Source organism: Streptomyces montanus (assembly GCF_005786655.1).
Classification (GTDB): Bacteria; Actinomycetota; Actinomycetes; order Streptomycetales; family Streptomycetaceae; genus Streptomyces; species Streptomyces sporangiiformans.
Genome location: NZ_VBZC01000027.1, coordinates 59706 through 78519 on the forward strand (window position 1 = coordinate 59706; position 18814 = coordinate 78519).

Here is an 18814-nt window from a genome sequence, read left to right on the forward strand (position 1 = left end):
CATGTGCCGTGTCGTCGACCTGCAGCAAGCGGTGCTCGCCAAGAACGCGATGGCGGCCCAGGTCCTGCGAACGGAACTCGCCGCCCGTGGCACCACCGTCGTCAACCTGCTCTCCAGTCCCGGCAGCGGCAAGACGGCCCTGCTGGAGCGAGAACTGCGGCTCGCGAGACAACGAGGTGTCAGCACGGCGGCGCTCACCGCCGATCTGGCGACGGAGAACGACGCCCAACGCCTCGCGCGATCCGAAGTCCCCGTCAAACAGGTGCTCACCGACGGGCTGTGCCACCTGGAGGCAGACATGCTCGCCGGGCATCTGCACCACTGGCTGCCGGACGGCACCCGGCTGCTGTTCGTCGAGAACGTGGGCAATCTCGTCTGCCCCGCCTCCTATGACCTCGGCGAGTCGCTGCGCGTCGTCCTCGCCTCCGTCACCGAGGGCGAGGACAAGCCGCTGAAATACCCCACGGCTTTCGGCCTCGCCCACCTCGTGATCGTCACCAAGACCGATCTGGCGGAGGCGGCCGACTTCGACGAGGCGGCTTTCCGCGCCCATGTGCAGCAGGTCAACCCTGGCGTCGACGTGCTCCTCGCCTCCGTACGCAGCGGTGAGGGCGCCGGGGAACTGGTCGACCGGGCGCTTGCGGCGGCCGACGGAACCCCCGTTCACGCCCCGGTGATGGCCAGGGCCCACGCGTGAGCACACCGGTCAACGGCGCCGCCACCCTGGCACCGGCCACGCGGCGCAGCAGGATCGTCGTGCGGGGCGTGGTGCAGGGGGTGGGGTTCCGGCCCTACCTCTACGGACTCGCGACGGAACTACGGCTCTCCGGCCGGGTGAGCAACACCGGTGACGGCGTCGTCGTGGAGGTCGAGGGGGAGGCCGGGGCCGTCGCCCGGTTCCGTGACCGCATCGCCGCCGAGGCGCCGCCACTCGCGCAGGTGGAATCGGTGGACGCCCTCGACGTACCCGCCGTCGGAGACAGCGGCTTCACTATCGTCCCGTCGAAGACGGGCGGCCCCGCGCGCACGCTGGTCGCCCCCGACACGGCCACCTGCCGTGACTGCCTGGCGGAACTGGCGGACCCGGCCGACCGCCGCCATCGGCACGCGTTCATCACGTGCACGCACTGCGGGCCGCGCTTCACCATCGTCACCGGCCTGCCGTACGACCGCGAGCACACCACCATGGCCGGCTTCGCGATGTGCGCCGACTGCGCCCGGGAGTACCGCGATCCCGCCGACCGCCGCTTCCACGCGCAGCCGGTCGCCTGCCCCGCCTGCGGGCCCCGGCTGCGGCTGGTCCCGGCGCGCCAGACAGGGGACATCCCGGGCGGTGGGGAGGGAGGGGTGGACCCGGTCGACGCGGCACGCGCGCTGCTCGCGGAGGGTGCGATCCTCGCGGTGAAGGGCATCGGCGGCTACCACTTGGCCTGCGACGCCACGAACCCCCGGGCCGTGGCCGAACTGCGTCGCCGCAAGGCCCGTGGCGACAAGCCCTTCGCCATGATGGCGAGGGACATCGCCGACATCGAGCGACTCGTCGATGTCGGCCCCGTGGAACGTGACCTGCTCACCGGACCCGTACGGCCGGTCGTTCTGATGCGGCGCCGCAGGGGAGTACCGCCCCGGTCGGGCGCGGTCGGGCCGGCCGGAGGGTTCGTGCCGGCCGAAGAGGTCGCGCCGGGCAGTCCCGACCTCGGTTTCATGCTCCCGTACGCCCCCGTCCACCATCTGCTTCTCGGGCTGGGCGCGCAGGACGACGCCGGCGGGGCCGCGCCCCGGCTGCTCGTGATGACCAGCGGCAACCTGGCCGGTGAACCCATCGTCACCGACGACACCGAGGCGCTGGACCGGCTGGCCGGACTCGCCGACGCCTGGCTCCTGCACGACCGCCCCATCCATGTGCCGTGCGACGACTCGGTGGTCCGCGTCCTCGACGGCGAGCCGCTGGTGCTGCGCCGCTCCCGCGGGCACGCTCCGCTGCCGGTCGTCCTGCCCACGTCGGTGGCCCCGGCCCTCGCCGTCGGCGGGGACCTGAAGAACACCTTCTGCCTGGGCGAGGGACGCAAGGCCTGGCTGTCGGCCCACATCGGAGACATGGACGACCTCGCCACCCAGCGGGCGTTCGAACGTGCCGAGGAGCAACTGGAGTCGGTCACGGGGGTGTGCCCCCGGATCCTGGTCGCCGACCGGCACCCCGCGTACCGGTCGGGCCAGTGGGCCCGGCGCCTGGCCGGCGGACGACCGGTGGCCCGCGTCCAGCACCACCACGCGCACATCGCCTCGGCCATGGCCGAGCACGGTCTGGACGGCAGCCGTCGCGTCATCGGTGTGGCCTTCGACGGCACCGGCTACGGAGACGACGGAGCGGTGTGGGGCGGTGAGTTCCTGCTGGCGGGCTACGGAGGCTTCACCCGGTTCGCGCACCTCGCGTACGTACCGCTGCCCGGAGGTGACGCGGCGGTCGAGCGTCCGTACCGGATGGCTCTGGCGCACCTGCGCGCCGCGGCCATCCCCTGGCGCCGTGACCTGCCGTGCGTGGCGGCATGCCCGCCCGATGAACTCGCCGTGCTGGACGTGCAGTTGGAGCGCGAGCTGCACTGCGTCCCCACCTCCAGCATGGGCCGTCTCTTCGACGCCGTCTCCTCACTGTCAGGCGTCTGCCACCGGGCCGGCTACGAGGCGCAGGCCGCCATCGAACTCGAAGCGGCCGCGGTCGACACACCGGCCGAGGACGACCCCCGCTACACCCTCGGGCTGACCGGCGCGGCGCGGCCCGGTGATCCGCTCACCGCTGATCCCGCGCCGATGCTCGCCGCGATCGCCGACGACGTACGAGGCGGCATCCCGGCGCCCCTGGTGGCGGCGCGTTTCCACGGCGCGGTGGCCCGGCTGGTACGGAGGGTGTGCGCCGCTGCCCGCGACGCGTCCGGGCTGGAGACCGTCGCCCTGTCCGGCGGGGTGTTCGCGAACGCGCTGTTGTCCTCGCTCTGCGCCCGCGGTCTGCGGCAGGACGGCTTCACCGTGCTGCGCCATCAGAGGATCCCGCCGAACGACGGCGGGCTGGCCCTCGGTCAACTCGTCGTGGCCGCGCGTGAGGCGGACGGGGCTGGATGACACGTGCGGGCCGATCAGCGCAACAGCGAAGGAGACACACATGTGCCTGGCGGTACCCGGCAGAGTGCTGGGCGTTGAGGAACGGGACGGCACCCGTATGGCCACCGTCGATTTCGGCGGTGTGGTCAAGGAGGTGTGCCTGGAGTACCTGCCGGATCTGAAGGTCGGTGAGTACGCCATCGTGCACGTCGGGTTCGCGCTGCAACGGCTGGACGAGGAGTCGGCCCGCCGGACGCTGGAGCTGTTCGAGAACCTCGGCATGCTGCAGGAGGAGTTCGGCGATCCGTGGGAACAGGCCGCGGCGGAGAACGGGAGCGGGCGGCCGTCGCACGACGTGGCCGCCGGGGAGGTGCAGCGGTGAAGTACATCGACGAATTCCAGGACCCCGGCCTCGCGGCGCGGCTGATCGACGAGATCCGTGCCACCGCGACCAGGCCCTGGGCTCTGATGGAGGTCTGCGGCGGTCAGACGCACACCATCATCCGGCACGGCATCGACCAACTCCTCCCGGAGGAGGTGGAGTTGATCCACGGTCCGGGCTGCCCCGTGTGCGTGACACCCCTGGAGGTGATCGACAAGGCCCTGGAGATCGCCTCCCAACCCGGGGTGATCTTCTGTTCCTTCGGGGACATGCTCCGTGTCCCGGGCACCGGCCGCGATCTGTTCCAGGTGCGTGGGGAGGGCGGCGATGTGCGAGTGGTGTACTCGCCACTCGACGCGCTGCGGATCGCCGAGCAGAACCCGGACCGGGAGGTCGTGTTCTTCGGCATCGGCTTCGAAACCACCGCGCCGCCCAATGCGATGACGGTGTATCAGGCCCGAAGGCAGCGGATCCGCAACTTCAGCATGCTGGTCTCCCATGTGCGGGTTCCACCGGCGATCGAGGCGATCATGCGGTCGCCCGACTGCCGGGTGCAGGCCTTCCTCGCCGCCGGGCACGTGTGCAGCGTCATGGGCACGGGGGAGTACCCGGAGCTCGCCGAGCGGTTCCGTGTGCCGATCGTCGTCACCGGATTCGAGCCCCTGGACATCCTCGAAGGGGTACGGCGCACCGTGCTGCAACTGGAGCGCGGCGAACACACCGTGGACAACGCCTACCCCCGGGCCGTCAGATCCGAGGGCAATCCCGCCGCCCGGGCCATGCTGGACGACGTCTTCGAGGTCACCGACCGCGCGTGGCGCGGCATCGGGGTGATCCCGGGGAGCGGATGGCGGCTGTCCGAGCGCTACCGGGACTACGACGCCGAGCATCGCTTCCAGGTCGACGGCATCACCACCCGTGAGCCGGCCGCATGCCGCAGCGGGGAGGTGCTTCAGGGGCTGCTGAAGCCCCACGAGTGCGAGGCCTTCGGTACCACCTGCACACCGCGCAGCCCGCTCGGAGCCACCATGGTGTCCAGCGAGGGCGCGTGCGCGGCGTACTACCTGTACCGGCGGCTCGACCTGACGGCCCAGACCCCGGCCCCGGCCCCGCAGAACCGAGCCCCGGCCCGGCCACCGTCCGCGGAGACGGCGTCCCCGCCCGCGTCCCCGTCCCCTTCCCCGTCCCCTTCCGCGGCTTCGTGCCAGTCCCCGTCCCTGGAGGGCAGCTCCGTTGTCTGACACCACCAGCGCCCCGTCTCCCGCGCGCCCGGCCGCCGCTGCCTCGACGACGGCGGAGCGCGGCGAGCCCGTCGGACCGGACATGCTCTCCTGGACGTGCCCCGCCCCGCTGCGCGATCAGCCCCGGGTGGTGATGGGGCACGGCGGGGGCGGCGCCATGTCCGCCGAACTCGTCGAGCAGATCTTCACGCCGGCCTTCGGCGGCCCCGGGCCATCCGGGCTGACGGACTCCGCCGCGGTGGAGATCGGCGGCGCGCGGCTGGCCTTCTCCACGGACTCGTTCGTGGTGCGGCCGCTGTTCTTCCCCGGCGGCAGCATCGGTGACCTGGCCGTCAACGGGACGGTGAACGACCTCGCGATGAGCGGGGCCCGCGCCGCCTGTCTGTCCTGCGGCTTCATCCTCGAAGAGGGCGTCGCGATCGACGTGGTCGAGCGGGTCGCGCAGGCGATGGGCGCCGCGGCCCGTACGGCGGGCGTCGAAGTGGTCACGGGTGACACCAAGGTGGTGGAGTCCGGCCACGGGGACGGCGTCTTCATCAACACCGCGGGCATCGGACTGATCCCGCCGGGAGTCGATCTCCGTCCCGAGCGGGTCGTCCCCGGCGATGTCGTGATCGTCAGCGGGGCCGTCGGAGTCCACGGTGTGGCGATCATGAGCGTGCGGGAGGGACTGGAGTTCGGGGTCGAGATCGAAAGCGACTGTGCTCCGCTGGGCGGGCTCGTGGAGGCGATGCTCGCCGTGACGCCGGATCTGCATGTGCTGCGGGACCCGACACGCGGGGGACTGGCGGCCTCGCTCAACGAGATCTCGTCCGCTTCCGGTACGGGGATCGTCGTCCAAGAGCGCGCCGTGCCCGTCCCGCCACCGGTGGCCAATGCCTGCGCCGTACTCGGTCTGGACCCGATGTACGTGGCGAACGAGGGCAAACTGGTCGCGTTCGTCCCGCGTGCTCATGCCGAGCAGGTCCTCGCGGCCATGCGGGCCCACCCTCTGGGGGCGGATGCCGCGGTGATCGGCGAGGTGGTCGACTCCCACCCGGGGATGGTGGTGGCCCGCACCGCCCTCGGCGGCACCCGGGTGGTGGACCTCCCGTTGGGCGAGCAGCTCCCCCGGATCTGCTGAGAGACCCAGGGCCTAGGGCGCCCTGCGGCCGCGGCGGGTGTCGAGGGTCCATGTGTACGTACAGCTGGGGCACTGCAGATGGACCCGCGCACCCTCGTTCGCCAGGAGGTAGCGCCAGTGCACCGAGCAGTTGCGCCCGCCCGTGCAGGTGGCGCAGTCACGACCGTCGTCACATCCGGGACAGGCGACCCAGGCGCGGCGGGCCCGGTCCGCCTGCGGGTCAATGGGAAGCCGCATCGCCGTATCCCGCCTCGCCCGGTCCTGGTGTGCCCGGCCCCGCCTCGCCCGGTCCTCGTCCGGGCAGTACGCCGGCCGCCACGAGCATGGCGTAGAGCCGCTCCTGCTCGGGGTCGAGGCCGGAGTACAGCAGAGCGGTGGCTGCCTCTTCGTCGCGTAGTGCGGCCACCGGGTCCCAGTCGGGGCCCAGTGCCGCCACCACCTCGGCCCGCCGCCGTGCCTCCTCGACGGAGAGGTCGATCGAGAAGTTCAGGCGGTCGGGTGCGGGGCCCTGGTCCATGGGTGATCTTCCGGACGAAACGTACTGGTCAGCCACGTCTATCAGAGGGCGGACCGGCCCCGGAAGGCGGTGTGACGCACCTCATCGCATCGCAAACCGCCCAGGACGCGCTGCCGCCCTACTTCCATCCGTACGCGTACGCGGCGACCCAGGTGACCTCGAGTTGGGCGCTGCTGCCGGGAGCGGCGCCCGGCCCCTGCAGGGCGCTTTCGTTCTGCATCACCCAGGACAGGGGACGGTCCGGCACGTTGCGGGTGTCGTGTCCCGTCTGCCGGCCGTCCACGAAGAACCGCACGTGTCCCGGAGTCCACTCGGTCGAGACGGTGTGCCACTCGGTCCAGTTGTCACTCCCCGGGAAGTAACCCTGCTCGCCGCCGCCGCACGGATGGTGGAAGGCGGTGAGGGGGCCGGTCCACTCGCCTTCGGGGTGGTCCATCTCGCAGCCCCCGCCGTAGTGCAGCCAGGCGGACTTGTATCCGGGAGCGAGTTTGGTCACCTTGATGCGGGCGCTGTACTTGCCGTACTTCATCTGCATGACAGCACGCGGTACCACGGCCGCGGCGTGCACGGGGCCTCCGTCGGAGGGCCGCCACATCCGGATGGACATCCTTCCGTCGCCGTTCTCCGCAGGACCTACGCTCACCGTGTCCTCCGGGTGGTAGACGCCCACCACGTCCCGGCCCCGGTCGTTGGCCGTGTCACGCCAACCGGTGGGATACGCCCACCAGTTGTCGCGGTAGGCGCCGCTCAGGCCCCCGCAGTGCGCGGCGGAGGTGTCGACATGATGGTCGCAGTCGCTGAACGCGCCCAGCGGCACCCGGTCACCGTTGAAATCTTCCGCGAGGACCTGCCAGAAGGGCCCGCAGTCGCCGCGAGGCAGTTCGGTGCCCGTGGTGCGGCAGGCGTCGGCAGGGCCGGGTGCCCCGTCGGCACGGGGAACGCCCAGGAGAACGGCAAGGAGCAGGAGACCAAGCGGTACCAACAGGGCACGTGCCCGGTTGCGGTGGTTCGGCGCCGCGTGTGAACCCATCGGAAGGCTCCTCCGATCCTCGGGACCGAAGGAGCATCCTCGCCGCACGGCCGGGGCAGCGCCATCCCCGGAACGGGGCGTGTACCGGACCGTCATCCTCCGCTCCACCGGTCGCCCGCTCGGACTCCCTCCGCCCGCGTGTGTGCGGCGGAGGGGTGATGGGGCGTTTTACGGTGGTCTGATGCGACTTGTACCTAGATGGGCTTTGCTCTCGTCGGGGTGTGCGCCCTTCCTGTTGGTTGGAGGCTGGGTGATCGCGGCGCGGCTCGAGGGGCCCGCCTACAACCCGACCAGGCAAACGATCAGCGTCCTGGCGGCCGACGGGGCTTCGGGGTTCTGGGTGATGACCGGAGCGCTGCTCGCCCTGGGTGCCTGTCATCTGCTCACCGCCTGGGGGCTGCGCCCCGCCGCACTCGCCGGACGTGTGGCGCTGGCCGCCGGTGGTGCTGCCGCCTTGGTGGTGGCGCTGTTCCCGGCACCGAGCAGTGGGGGTTCGCTGCGGCACGGTTCGGTTGTCGTGGTCGGATTCACTCTCCTTGCGGTGTGGCCGGTCCTGGCCGCCCATCGCAGCGGAGCCCCACCATGGGGACTCCGGCCCGCGCCCTCCATCGTGGTGACCGCTCTGATGGGCATCGGTGCGGCGTGGTTCCTGATCGAACTCCATCGTGACGGTGCCCCCGGCGTGGCTGAACGCGCTGTGACGGCCGTTCAGTCCCTGTGGCCCTTTGTCGTCGTCGCCTCCTGCCTCCTCCAGCCCGAACACGAGGAATCTCCGGTCCGGCCTGATGGCGATCCCGGGTACTAGGCGGCCACGGCGGGGTACCCAAGACGTACGGCGAAACCTCGTCCAGGTCCCGCGAGGATCATGCAGACGTTCCTGCCCTATCCCGATTTCACCCGCAGCGCCGCGGTGCTGGACCCGCTGCGTCTGGGCAAACAGCGGGTGGAGACGATCCAGGTGCTGCGCGGACTGACCGTGCCCGGGTACGGCTGGAGGCGGCATCCCGCCGTTCGTATGTGGGCCGGGTACGAGGAGGCGCTGGTCCGCTACGGGCTGGAGATGTGCGGGCGCTGGTGCGGCCTGGGGCGCGCGGACACCTGCGCCCATACCCTGCGCGCGGATCTCGGCGCGGCGACCGGTATCGCCGAACCGCGCCCTCAGGACGCCCTCCGGCGGGCGGGTGCACTGCCACCCTGGCTGGGCGACCCGGCGTTCCACCGCAGTCACCAGTCGGCTCTCGTACGGAAGAACCCCAGCCACTACGCCGAGAAGTTCCCCGGGGTCCCGGACACGCTGCCGTACCTGTGGCCGGTCTCGGACCGCGGCGGATGACGACGCCCACCCCGTGGCGGTGATCCCCCTCGGGCGGCACCCGGTGAATGACCATGGAGGCCGGGGGTTTAGCATATGAGCGCCGCCTAGCTCGAAAGAGAAACCTGTGACTGTCAACGAGGATTCGTTCACCGACTGGAACAACCGCGAGGAGATCGCGGAGTCGATGATCCCGATGATCGGGAAGCTGCACCGGGAGAGGGACGTCACGGTCCTGCTCCACAGCCGCTCCCTGGTGAACAAGTCGGTGGTCAGCATCCTCAAGACCCACCGGTTCGCCCGGCAGATCGCCGGTGAGGAGCTCTCGGTCACCGAGACGCTGCCCTTCCTGCGGGCTCTGACCACGCTCGATCTCGGCCCTTCCCAGATCGACATCGGCATGCTCGCCGCGACGTACAGGGCCGACGACCGCGGTCTCTCGGTGGAGGAGTTCACCGCCGAAGCCGTCGCAGGCGCCACGGGTGCCAACAAGATCGAGCGCCGGGAACCGCGCGACGTCGTTCTCTACGGGTTCGGCCGCATCGGCCGGCTCCTCGCCCGTCTGCTCATCGAGAAGGCCGGCTCCGGAAACGGTCTGCGGCTGCGCGCCATCGTCGTCCGCAAGGGCGGCGGCCAGGACATCGTCAAGCGCGCCTCGCTGCTGCGTCGTGACTCCATCCACGGTCAGTTCCAGGGCACGATCACCGTCGACGAGACCAGCGACAAGATCATCGCCAACGGCAACGAGATCAAGGTGATCTACTCCGACGACCCGACGTCGGTGGACTACACGGCGTACGGCATCAAGGACGCCATCCTCATCGACAACACCGGCAAGTGGCGTGACCGCGAGGGCCTGTCGAAGCACCTCCGCCCCGGCATCGAGAAGGTCGTTCTGACCGCGCCGGGCAAGGGTGACGTGCCCAACATCGTCCACGGCGTCAACCACGACACGATCAAGCCCGACGAGCAGATCCTGTCCTGTGCCTCCTGCACCACCAACGCGATCGTCCCGCCGCTGAAGGCGATGGCGGACGAGTACGGCGTCCAGCGTGGGCACGTGGAGACGATCCATTCGTTCACCAACGACCAGAACCTGCTGGACAACTACCACAGCTCCGACCGCCGCGGCCGCTCAGCGCCGCTCAACATGGTCATCACCGAGACCGGTGCCGCCTCCGCCGTCGCCAAGGCGCTGCCCGACCTCAAGGCACGGATCACCGGCAGCTCGATCCGCGTCCCGGCGCCGAACGTCTCGATCGCGATCCTCAACCTACAACTGGAGAGCGAGACCAACCGCGAGGAGGTCCTCGACCATCTCCGCAATGTGTCACTGACCTCGCCGCTCAAGCGCCAGATCGACTTCATCAGCGCCCCCGACGCGGTGTCCAGCGACTTCATCGGCTCGCGGCACGCCTCGATCGTCGACGCCGGCGCCACCAAGGTCGAGGGCGACAACGCGATCCTCTACCTCTGGTACGACAACGAGTTCGGCTACTCCTGCCAGGTCATCCGCGTCGTCCAGCACGTCTCCGGCGTGGAGTACCCGACGTACCCCGCCCCGGCGGACTGATTCACCACAGGGGTACACCCCGGAGACGTTCATGGACGGTCCCGTCACCCGTGCAGGACAGGGTGACGGGACCGTCGCGTGCGCTCAGCCGGCGTCGACGTCGGTCGTGGCGAGCTTGGCGTAGACGTGGGGCCGTCGGCGGCGCATCCGCGCGGCGAGGACGACACCGGTCAGGAAGACGGCCGGGGTGAGGGCGACCAGCGTCCAGTTGACGGCCGGACCGGCGCCGGTGAACAGGTCCAGGCGCGTACAGACAAGCCCGGTGGTCACGGTGAGCAGGACCGCGGCGACGGCGGGTGCGACCAGGGTGCGCAGGCCGCTCTCACCGCGCGTGGCGGGGTTGCGGCGGAAGAAGGACACGACGGAGCAGGCCGCCAGCGTCTGGAGCGCGAGGATGCCCACCACTCCGGGGGTGTTCACCCAGAGGAGGAACTGGTTGTACGGGTGGGCGCCGATCGCCGCGAAGACGGCGACGACCACGGCGGCCAGCAGGGTCTGGGCGATGCCCGCGCTCCAGGGCGAGCCGTGCCGGGGGTGGATCCGGCCCAGGCCGGCGGGCAGGGTGTGCTCGGCGGCGAGGACGTGGACGTAGCGGGTGATGGCGTTGTGGAACGCGAGCAGGGAGGCCAGCAGGCTCGTGACGATGAGGACGCGCTGGAGGTCGGTGGCCCAGCCGCCGACGTAGCGGGTCATGGCCGTGAAGAACATCTCGGCCGGATTCCGCGCGGCGGCTCCCACGGCCTGGGCACTGCCGAAGGCCTGCACGATGACCCAGACGACGAAGGTGTAGAAGAGGCCGAGGAAACCGACGGCCAGGTAGGTCGCCCGGGGCACGGTGCGGTCGGGGTCGCGGGCCTCCTCGCGGTAGATGGCGGTCGCCTCGAATCCGATGAAGGCGGCGACGGCCAGACCGAGCGGGGCGCTCATCTGCGAGGTGAAGACGTGGGACGGGGCGAAGGAGTCCAGGCTCAGGCCGCTCGCTCCGCCCTTGATCAGGATCGCGCCGGCCAGCAGCACCAGGACGGCGGTCTCGGCGATCAGCAGCGCGGCCAGGACCTTGGCGCCGAGGTTGATCGAGCGGAAGCCGAGGAACCATACGACGGCGATCCCGGCGAAGGCGTACACCGGCCAGGGCAGGTCGACGCCGAGGAGGTCGTTGACGGTTCCGGCGGCGAAGAAGCCGAAGGCCCCGAACGTGCCGATCTGCAGGGCGTTGTAGGAGAACACGGCGAGCAGTGCCGCGCCGAGCCCGGCCGGACGGCCCAGACCCCGGGCGATGTAGGAGTAGAAGGCGCCCGCGTTGCGGATGTACGGCGTCATGGCGGTGAAGCCGGCCGCGAAGAAGCACAGCAGCACGCCGATGGCCAGATAGGCGACCGGGGCGCCGATGCCGCCGAAGAGGATCGCGAGCGGGGCGATGCCGGCCATCACGGTCAGCGGGGCCGCCGCAGCCACGACGAAGAACACGATGTCGGCGAGGCCGAGCGTGCCGCGTTGCAGGTGTGGGCTCGCGCCGGGTCCGGTGGCCTGCGGGGGTTGTTGGGAAGCGGTGGGGACGAGGGGCTCGGTCATGGAGGTCTCCGCGTGGTGCGTGTGGTGAGGGGGCGAGGGGAGGGGCTGGGCACGCGGGCCGGTCCGTGACGACGACGTACGTCCGAAGGTGTCCGAGTACGTCTGGTGACGACGTACGTCTGACGTGTCGATGACGACGGTACGTCTATCGTCTCCCGGCACACGAGCCGTCCGGAGCGGCGGCGTCGTGGGTGCGGCGGCCGGCGAGCCAGGTGCCCAGGACGGGCAGACGCGCGAGTTCGGCGGGTGCCGTCCCGATCGGGTCGGCGGCGAGATGCACCAGGTCGGCGCGCATTCCGGGGCGCAGGGCGCCCCATTCCTTCTCCTCGAACGCCTGGTGGGCGCAGCCCGTGGAGTAGGCGGCCAGAGCGGTCGGGGTGTCGATCCGCTCTGCGGGGAGCCAGCCGCCCGCGGGGGTCCCGTCGGGCGTCTGGCGGGTGACTGCGGTGGCGATGCCCCGCAGTGGCTCATGGGAGGTGACGGGCCAGTCGCTGCCGAAGGAGACGCGGGCGCCGGCGGCCAGCAGGGTGGCGATCTGGTATTGCCGTCCGCCGCGCTCCGGGCCTATGCGGGGCAGGATGAGCTCCCTCATCAAGGGGTCGCACTGGGCCCACAGCGGCTGCAGGTTGGCGATCACGGTCAGTTCGGTGAAACGGGGCAGGTCGGCGGGGTCGATGAGTTCGGCGTGGGCGATGACCGGACGGCGATCGCGGGGGCCGTTGGTACGGGCCGCGGCCTCGATGGCGTCCAGGGCGGCACGGACCCCGCCGTCGCCGATGGCGTGGAGGTGCGGACGGAAGCCGAGGGCGTCGACGGCGGTGACGGCCGCGGCGAGTTCGCCGGGTGTCCAGGTGGCGATGCCGTGCGAGTGCGGGCAGTCGGTGTAGGGCTCCAGCAGGGACGCGGTGCCCGACTCGATCACACCGTCCGCGAAGAACTTCACGCTGCGGGCGGTGAGTACTCCGGGCGCGGCGCTCTCCACGCGCTCGCGGTCGGCGGCGAACCGGGCGATCCGCTCGCGCCAGCCGTCGGGTTCCAGGAGGAAGCACAGGTCGGCGCGGACCGGCAGCCCGGGCCCGGTGGTGGCAGCGGTGACCCAGGCGTCCGCGTGGTGCGGCTCCACCAGGGCGTCCTGCACCCATGTCACTCCGGAGGCGGCGAACCGGGCGCATGCCTCGCGCAGGGCGTCGACGTGTGCCTCACGGGACGGCGTCGGGACGAGAGCGAGGACCGGGTTCAGGGCGCCGAACTCGCGCAGGGTGCCCAGCGGTTCGGCGGATCCGTTCCGGCGCACGATCTCCCCGCCGGCCGGGTCCGGGGTGGCGGCGGTGTACGCGGCACCGCGCAGGGCCTCGCTGTTCACCCAGGCCGTGTGGTGATCGGTGGTGCGCAGCACGACCGGCCGATCGGAGACGGCGGCGTCCAGCCACCGCGCGTCGAACCGGCCGTCGGGGGCGAGCCAGGGATCGAAGCCGTCCCCGGTGATCCACTCGGCCTCGGGGTGCTCGGCGGCCCAGCGCCGTACGGCCTCGACGATCTCCTCCACGGAGGCGCACTCTCGGACGGGCACGCCGCGCAGTCCGAGTCCGCCCAGCACCGGGTGCACATGACCGTCGCCGAAGGCGGGCAGCAGCGCGCCGCCCGCCAGGTCGACCACGGTCGTCCGAGGGCCGCGGGCGACGAGCGCCTCGGCGCCGAGTCCGCTGATCCTGCCGTCCGTGACCGCGAGGGCGTCGTGGACGGACGCGTCCCCGCTCCTGACGGTCCCACCCGTGAAGACGATGTCGGCATGCATGGCGTGTGGAGGTGCCCTTTCCTGACGCGGATGTGGCCCCGGCCGCCTAACTGAAAGGCATTCGGTTTCCGGTAATGTAGGCGGCGCCCGGATCGCCGGGAAGGGTTTAACTGAAAGTCATTCGGTAACGGTTGGGTTGCGGTGGCGGAGGCGAGTGGGCCGAATCCCGCCGCGCAAGGGAACGAGGAGCTCTGTGGGACGGCCGCGCACACCCCTGCTGGACCGCCGCCGCATCGGCGCCGCGGCACTACGCCTGGCCGACGAGAACGGCGCCCTCACCATCCCGGCCCTGGCCAGGGCCCTCGGCGTGGCCCCCTCCGCGCTCTACCACCACGTCTCCGGCCGTGACGAGATCATCTCCCTCATGCGCGAGGAACTCGTGCTCACGACCGGAGCGGGACAGGACGCACAGATCTGGTCCCAGCCCTGGGAACAGGCCCTGGACAGCTGGGCCCGCACCTACCTCTCCGCCTTCGCCGCCCATCCCGGCGCGGTCCCGCTCCTCGCCACCGCCCCGCTCGCCGAACCCTTCATGCACGCGATGTACGAGAACGCCGCCGAGCTGCTGCTGACCGCCGGCTTTGCCGAGGACCAGGTCATGCCGCTGATCACTGCCCTGGAGAACTTCATCCTCGGCTCCGCCCTCGACCTCGTCGCACCCCCGGTCATGGTCTCCGACGTCGCCCGCGAAACCGCCCCCCACCTCAGCGCCGTACTCGACCACACACCCGCCGACCGCAGCCGCGCCACGAACGCCTTCGATGTCGGCCTGCGAGCCCTCCTCGCCGGCTTCCGCGACCTGCTGCGCGGCTGAGGGTTCCGTCGCAGCCGGCCGGCGCGTGAGGGCCGGGATCCTCGCGGCCGCGCTTTCCCGGTCAGCGCCGACTGTGGAAGGAACTGACAGCGGGGGAGGTGCTGCGCAGGGCGGCCGCGGCCGCGCCGGATCGCGTGGCACTGGCCGAAGTCGCCCCGCCCGGCTCGCCGCCGTGATCAGTCCCGACGATCGCGGCCGTCCCCCCACTGCCGCCGAACTCCATGAGCACCTGCGCACAGCACTGGCCCCCCACAAGACACCACGCCACTGGTACGTGACCGACGATGTCCCCGCCAACGCCATGGGCAAGACACAGAAGTTCCTCCTGCGCCGCCGCATCACCGACGGCGATCTGACCGAACTCGGCTGAGAGGGGGCGGGACCGCGCGAGCCCGATGCTCTCGGCGCAGCAGCAGCGGTGGCGCGGCGTGCAGCGGGTCCTTGAACTCGAGGTCGGTCGTGACCCGCAGGCAGTCGAGCGCGGTATCGCGTTCCGCGCCGGAGCTTGCCGCGGCGCACGCCTTGGTCCAGCGAGGCGGTGATCCGGCGCGCACCAGTCACCGAAAGGCCGCCTGACCCGTCAGGGCACGGCCGGTCATGAGGGTGTGCATCGCCACGGTGTCCTCGTGGGTCAGGACCGAATCAGCGTCTTCCCTCGAGCCAACGGCCGCCCGCTCCCGGCCCGTACTTGTCGCCGTGGGAGCTCGGGCGGCGTGGCTCGGTGCGCGCCAGGACTCAACGCCGCGGACCGGGAGTGTGCAGGCGTCCCCCCGAGGCGACCAGGCGCGCCCTGCGCAGGGCCTGCAGGTCGTCGAGGGGGTTGCCGTCCACGACGAGGAGGTCGGCCCGGAGACCTGGACGGAGCGTGCCGGTCTCGTGGGCGACGCCCAGGCCCTGTGCGGCCTCGTGCGTGGCCGCGTCGATGGTCTCGGCCGGCGTGAAGCCGATGTGCTGGAAGAACTCCAGGCTCGAGACGAAGTCGTCGAAGACGGCCCTGGTGACGCCGGCGTCCGTTCCGGCGATCAGGCGTACTCCCCGTTGGCTCATGGCGCGCAGCCGGCCGAACATCTCCTCGGCACGTTCGGGGCCGAAGCGCCGGGCGAAGCCCCGCCAGTCGGGGCTGGCCGCCGGGCAGACGCGGATGGCTTTCGCGATGATGCCGGCGACGAGTTCCTCGGATTCCTCGAAGCCGTTCGGGGCCATCCAGGTGCAGTGCTCGATGGTGTCCACGCCGGCCGCCACCGCCCCCGCGATGCCTTCGGTGCCGTGCGCGTGTGCCGCGACGGGGAGCCCGGCCCGTCGTGCCTCCTCGACGACGATGCGCAGTTCCTCGGTGGTGAACTGCGCCTGCCAGATCGGGGGGCCACCCTTGGTGATGCCCCCGCCGGTGGCCATGACCTTGATGACGTCGACGCCGCTCTCCGCGTTGTGCCGCACCATCTTCCGGACTTCGTCGGGCCCGTCGACCTCGCCGCCCAGGAACCAGCAGTGTCCGCCGGGCCCGGTCAGAGGCGTGCCGGCCGCGAGGATACGGGGGCCGGGCAGCCTGCCGGCCGCGATGTCCGTGCGCAGCCGTACGGCGAGTCCATTCCGGTCGCCGAGGTCCCGCGCCGTCGTGACACCGCTGTCGAGCAGTTGCAGAGCCCGGTCGGCCATGCCGGGGAAGACATCCACGTCGTCCGTGTCCTGGAGGGCGGACACCGGGTCCGCTCCGGCGTCGAGCACGAGGTGTACGTGAGCGTCGATGAGGCCGGGGAGCAGTGTGCCCTCGGGAAAGCGGAGCCGGGCGACGCCCTGCGGGGCGCGTGCCTCGACCTCCGCCCGGGGGCCGACGTCCTTGATGATTCCCTCCTGCACGACCACGGCGCCGTCGCTGATGTGGCGTCCTTGAGGACCGGTGATCATTCGGTCGGCCGCGATCAGGGCATCGGTCGGGATGACCATCTGGCATTCTCCTGTGGGGGGGAAGTGTGTGGGGGTGGGGGTGACAGGGGTGGGGGTGTAGGGGTGCGTGTGGGGTGATGCAGTGGGCGGCTAAGCCTTCTGCAGGGCGTCGGACAGTGCGACGAGTTGGCGCACGTCGTCGTCGAGCCCGTCACCGCTGGGCAGGGCGACCGGCACCGCTCGGGTGGACACCGGCTCCCCGACCGTGTGGGCGCGAAGCGCCTCGGGCAGACGGCGTGCGACGACCTCGGGCGTCAGAGGACCCGAGGGCTCCTCGTCCGGTCCCGGCCGGGCCAGGTACGGGCTGATGTGGACCAGGCCGTCGCGGCACTCGATGACACGCCGGTAGTAGCGCCGGTGGACTCCGGTGACGCGCAGGGTGTCGCGCCAGGCGCTCGAGGGCGTCCGGTTGAGCGCGTCCTCGGGGAACGCCCGGTTCAGTGCGGTCCACAGCGGGCCCAGTCGGCGATACGTCCGGCGGTGGTGCCACCACAGGCGCGCGGTCGCCCAGCGGGTGACGGTCGCCGGATAGATGATCCCGACGACGAAGAGGGGGATGGCGAGGTCGAGGAGGAGTTTGGCGCCGGTGATCGCGGCGGGATGCACCTCACCGCCGAGCCAGCGCACCACGTTGAGTACCTCGCGTACGGCGCCGGCCAGCACGATGGCGCTCAGTGCCGTCGCCACCAGCCGCAGGCCGGTCCGCAGTGGCTTGCCGGACACGCGCGCGTGGCGCACGGTCCACCACAGCGCCATGGCGAGTGAGTACACCAGGTAGAGACCGGCCGTCAGATAGAAGACCGCGACTCCGGCCAACCGCATGTTCGCCGTGGCGTACGTGTGGCTGCGCTCGCTCTCCGGCGTCACCAGCATGGCCAGGGTGATGACGGCGACGGTGAGCCCCAGCGGGATCAGTTCCCTGCGCGCACGCCGACGGCCGGTGTCGCGGTCGGAGGCGGAGTGGAGGAAGAAGCACTGCAGGGCGTATACGGCGCCGAGCAGAAAGACGTTCTGCAGGAGTTTGGCCGTGCCACCGCCGATGAGGGAATCAGTGGCCCGGGCGCCGGGCGCCAGGCCCAGGGGATAGGCGAGAGCGGCGCAGACGAGGCACAGCGAGACGGCCTGGAGCAGTCTGTCCGACGGGGCTTTGGCGAGCTGGCTGAGCTTCCAGACGAGTGCCAGGACGAGGACGATTCCGAGGAGAAGGGTCAGCACGGTCAGAGCCACCCCAGCCGATCGCTCAGAGCCGCCTGGACCCGGTGGGCCGACGGGTCGTCCGGCGTCCGCGGTGTCACGCGGTCCAGCACGGACGCCCACTCCAGGACGATGGTGGCGACCAGCTCCGCCTCGCGTTCGTGGTCCTCGTCGTACGAAGTCCGCCGGAGCGCCCGCTTGATGACGTCGGGTGATATCTCCGGCATCGTCGACTGCCAGGAAACGCCGTCGCTTTCGTCGCTTCGATGGTCCGCGAGTATGTGCCCGACCTCGTGCAGAACGATGTGGTCCTGGTGAGCGCGGCTGGTTTCTTTCTGATACAGGATGTAGTCGGCCCGCTCTGTGGCGATCCACGCCCCGAACGGTCCGGGAACGGGTAATGAATGCGGGACGAGCCGGATGGGACGGCCGCGGTATTCACCGAGGCGCTCGCAGAGTACGTCCACCTGTAGGGGCGGCCGGATTCCCAGAGATCTGAGGGTGCGTTTGCATCGCTTGCGTAAGTGTCGCTCGTTCAACGAGTCGCTCCGATTGCGGTATGCGGTCGTACGGACGCGTCCCACAACAGCACAAGGAGTTGACGGTCAGCAAGAAAGGATCAGTCATCCGTTTCGGTGCCGCGCTCCGCCTGTTCCAGCCGGTAGACGACGTCAAGAAGGTCCATGACCTGCTTGCGGTGCTCCTGGGAGAGCTGTCCCGCACGCATGGCCATCATTTTCACGTCGCTGCCCTGACCCGCTTCCCGCAGCCGCGCCTGCTCGGCGGCGAGCAGTTCGAGTTGTTGCGTGACGCGGTCCGTCGCCTCGTCGTCGACGAAGTAGGCGGCGGGAACGCCGAAGAAACGAGCCAACGCCTGCATGTGTCTGAGAGTTGGGTTTGTTTTCTTGCCCTTGCGCAGCTGCCAGATGTAGCTCTGCGAGATGGAGATACCGGTGTCCCGGATCGCGGCGGCGACCTGCTCGTTGCTGTACTCGTGGTCCGGATCGGGCCGGACGGTCGCGAAGAGCTGGTTGAGCTTCTCTGCGAGGCTGAGACCTGCTCGTTCTGGCATGGAACCTACTTTGCTGCGGCTGTTTGGTCTCCACTGGTGTGAAACCGTACAAAGCGCAGTCTCTTCAGGGTAGTTGAAGGGTGTCAAGCCCTGCGTTAGGGTGCTGGGGCGCGTTTCGACTGTGGTGAAACGTGATGACCTCGGCCTCC

Annotated in this window: 19 protein-coding genes; 10 read left to right on the forward strand and 9 right to left on the reverse strand. The window is 70.7% G+C overall.

Annotated elements, in window-relative coordinates; translation table 11 throughout:
* Position 1 precedes the first annotated feature (1 nt).
* From hypB to hypE, 5 genes are read left to right on the forward strand one after another with little or no spacing between them, the layout of a single operon-like run.
* Positions 2-697: a hydrogenase nickel incorporation protein HypB gene (hypB, locus tag FE633_RS24255; protein WP_138047293.1), complete on the forward strand. Its 696-nt coding sequence runs from the start codon at positions 2-4 to the stop codon at positions 695-697.
* Positions 694-3117 (forward strand): carbamoyltransferase HypF, encoded by a 2424-nt coding sequence (gene hypF / locus FE633_RS24260; RefSeq protein ID WP_246113807.1) that lies wholly within the window; start codon positions 694-696, stop codon positions 3115-3117. Before hypB ends, hypF begins: the two co-directional genes overlap by 4 nt.
* Positions 3118-3157: 40 nt before the next feature.
* Complete coding sequence (locus FE633_RS24265; RefSeq protein WP_138047294.1) at positions 3158-3478, forward strand: HypC/HybG/HupF family hydrogenase formation chaperone; 321 nt, start codon at positions 3158-3160, stop codon at positions 3476-3478.
* The gene (gene hypD / locus FE633_RS24270) at positions 3475-4719 is read left to right on the forward strand and encodes a hydrogenase formation protein HypD (RefSeq protein ID WP_138047295.1); all 1245 of its coding nucleotides are present in this window, start codon (positions 3475-3477) and stop codon (positions 4717-4719) included. The genes FE633_RS24265 and hypD overlap by 4 nt, the downstream gene beginning before the upstream one ends.
* Positions 4712-5842 (forward strand): hydrogenase expression/formation protein HypE, encoded by a 1131-nt coding sequence (gene hypE, locus FE633_RS24275; protein WP_425473219.1) that lies wholly within the window; start codon positions 4712-4714, stop codon positions 5840-5842. The genes hypD and hypE overlap by 8 nt, the downstream gene beginning before the upstream one ends.
* A gap of 12 nt (positions 5843-5854) precedes the next feature.
* On the opposite strand, the gene FE633_RS24280 is transcribed toward hypE, so the two are convergent.
* The 3 genes from FE633_RS24280 to FE633_RS24290 all read right to left on the reverse strand — a co-directional run bounded on the left by FE633_RS24280 (position 5855) and on the right by FE633_RS24290 (position 7389).
* Entirely contained in the window at positions 5855-6079 is a 225-nt protein-coding gene (locus FE633_RS24280; protein WP_138047296.1) for a hypothetical protein, read from the reverse strand.
* The gene (locus tag FE633_RS24285; RefSeq protein WP_138047297.1) at positions 6063-6359 is read right to left on the reverse strand and encodes a DUF6400 family protein; all 297 of its coding nucleotides are present in this window, start codon (positions 6357-6359) and stop codon (positions 6063-6065) included. The genes FE633_RS24280 and FE633_RS24285 overlap by 17 nt, the downstream gene beginning before the upstream one ends.
* A gap of 118 nt (positions 6360-6477) precedes the next feature.
* On the reverse strand, positions 6478-7389 hold the full coding sequence (locus tag FE633_RS24290; RefSeq protein ID WP_138047298.1) for a glycoside hydrolase family 16 protein: 912 nt from the start codon (positions 7387-7389) through the stop codon (positions 6478-6480).
* A gap of 181 nt (positions 7390-7570) precedes the next feature.
* Here FE633_RS24290 and FE633_RS24295 point away from each other — a divergent pair, with 181 nt between their 5' ends.
* The 3 genes from FE633_RS24295 to FE633_RS24305 all read left to right on the forward strand — a co-directional run bounded on the left by FE633_RS24295 (position 7571) and on the right by FE633_RS24305 (position 10274).
* Complete coding sequence (locus FE633_RS24295; RefSeq protein WP_138047299.1) at positions 7571-8194, forward strand: DUF998 domain-containing protein; 624 nt, start codon at positions 7571-7573, stop codon at positions 8192-8194.
* Positions 8195-8254: 60 nt separating this feature from the next.
* Entirely contained in the window at positions 8255-8722 is a 468-nt protein-coding gene (locus FE633_RS24300) for an MSMEG_6728 family protein (RefSeq protein WP_138047300.1), read from the forward strand.
* Positions 8723-8828: 106 nt separating this feature from the next.
* On the forward strand, positions 8829-10274 hold the full coding sequence (locus tag FE633_RS24305) for a glyceraldehyde-3-phosphate dehydrogenase (RefSeq protein ID WP_138047301.1): 1446 nt from the start codon (positions 8829-8831) through the stop codon (positions 10272-10274).
* Positions 10275-10358: 84 nt separating this feature from the next.
* On the opposite strand, the gene FE633_RS24310 is transcribed toward FE633_RS24305, so the two are convergent.
* Both FE633_RS24310 and FE633_RS24315 read right to left on the reverse strand, forming a co-directional pair.
* On the reverse strand, positions 10359-11846 hold the full coding sequence (locus tag FE633_RS24310; RefSeq protein WP_138047302.1) for an APC family permease: 1488 nt from the start codon (positions 11844-11846) through the stop codon (positions 10359-10361).
* A 145-nt stretch (positions 11847-11991) separates the two neighbouring features.
* Entirely contained in the window at positions 11992-13641 is a 1650-nt protein-coding gene (locus FE633_RS24315) for an amidohydrolase (protein WP_138047303.1), read from the reverse strand.
* Between the two features lie 193 nt (positions 13642-13834).
* Between FE633_RS24315 and FE633_RS24320 the strand changes: the two genes are divergently transcribed.
* A complete protein-coding gene (locus FE633_RS24320; RefSeq protein ID WP_138047304.1) occupies positions 13835-14455 on the forward strand; it encodes a TetR/AcrR family transcriptional regulator in 621 nt (206 codons plus the stop codon).
* A 172-nt stretch (positions 14456-14627) separates the two neighbouring features.
* Positions 14628-14825, forward strand: a complete 198-nt coding sequence (locus FE633_RS49535; RefSeq protein WP_212747270.1) for a hypothetical protein — start codon at positions 14628-14630, stop codon at positions 14823-14825.
* A 365-nt stretch (positions 14826-15190) separates the two neighbouring features.
* On the opposite strand, the gene FE633_RS24330 is transcribed toward FE633_RS49535, so the two are convergent.
* The 4 genes from FE633_RS24330 to FE633_RS24345 form a co-directional block, all read right to left on the reverse strand.
* Positions 15191-16399, reverse strand: coding sequence for an amidohydrolase family protein (locus FE633_RS24330; RefSeq protein ID WP_246113808.1), 1209 nt, complete (start codon positions 16397-16399; stop codon positions 15191-15193).
* Positions 16400-16489: 90 nt separating this feature from the next.
* Positions 16490-17614, reverse strand: coding sequence for an MAB_1171c family putative transporter (locus FE633_RS24335; protein ID WP_138047306.1), 1125 nt, complete (start codon positions 17612-17614; stop codon positions 16490-16492).
* A gap of 2 nt (positions 17615-17616) precedes the next feature.
* The gene (locus tag FE633_RS48630; RefSeq protein WP_246113809.1) at positions 17617-17820 is read right to left on the reverse strand and encodes a hypothetical protein; all 204 of its coding nucleotides are present in this window, start codon (positions 17818-17820) and stop codon (positions 17617-17619) included.
* Positions 17821-18212: 392 nt separating this feature from the next.
* On the reverse strand, positions 18213-18665 hold the full coding sequence (locus tag FE633_RS24345; protein ID WP_138047308.1) for a helix-turn-helix domain-containing protein: 453 nt from the start codon (positions 18663-18665) through the stop codon (positions 18213-18215).
* Positions 18666-18814 lie beyond the last annotated feature (149 nt).